Source organism: Shewanella sp. 10N.286.52.B9 (genome assembly GCF_002873635.1).
Taxonomy (GTDB): domain Bacteria; phylum Pseudomonadota; class Gammaproteobacteria; order Enterobacterales; family Shewanellaceae; genus Shewanella.
In genome coordinates, this window is sequence record NZ_MCTY01000206.1 from 1 (window position 1) to 672 (window position 672).

Annotated in this window: 1 protein-coding gene; it reads left to right on the top strand. The window is 36.3% G+C overall.

The genetic code is table 11. The features are described from left to right. Window positions 1-74 precede the first annotated feature (74 nt). Entirely contained in the window at window positions 75-608 is a 534-nt protein-coding gene (locus BCU91_RS16570; protein ID WP_102440057.1) for a hypothetical protein, read from the top strand. The last annotated feature ends 64 nt before the right edge of the window (window positions 609-672 follow it).

The following is a 672-nucleotide window of genomic DNA, read 5'->3' on the forward strand; positions in this document are numbered from 1 at the left end:
CTCATTATCTAAAGCGTTATGTTTTTTCTTAGCAAATGTAGTTATCGCAAGTTTTAGAAAAGGAAGTCAAAGTTATGAAGCAACTTAAATTGCTATTGCTAGCAGTAGTCGTTGTAATGGTAGTTTTAGTACTCTCATATGAAAAAATAATTTCCAATATACTATTGCCTCAGTATATCTCCTGGGCTCATGAAACCGATGCAAAAGGCTTAGAGATCGGAACTCCGCTAGAAGAGCAGCAGTTGTTATTGGCAACAGAAATTGGAATTCAGAATCCAGAAAAAGTAAGAATTGTCTATGTTGATGCAGTTCCTTTCCCTTATGAAAACTTTGCATTAAGAGTTCTTGGAGAAGCACTTGGCTTTGTCGGTGAGGGAATAGTTAACAATGCTCAAGTGTTTGGTTATTCCATTTATACCAGAACAGGTTACGAATTAGATAAACCCAAACTGGCTCACGAGTTGGTGCATGTGTTACAAATTGAAAGGTCTAGTTTGGAAGCAGTAATTACTCAACACTTCTCTGATCTTGCAAAGTACGGTTATGAGAATGCACCTTTGGAAGTTGAGGCATTTAAAGCTAACCAGAAGTATAGCGGCGAATATTAAATAGGCATTAGCAATAGGATGTTCAAAACATAACAAACTGTTAAATATGGACAAATTTTGCTGT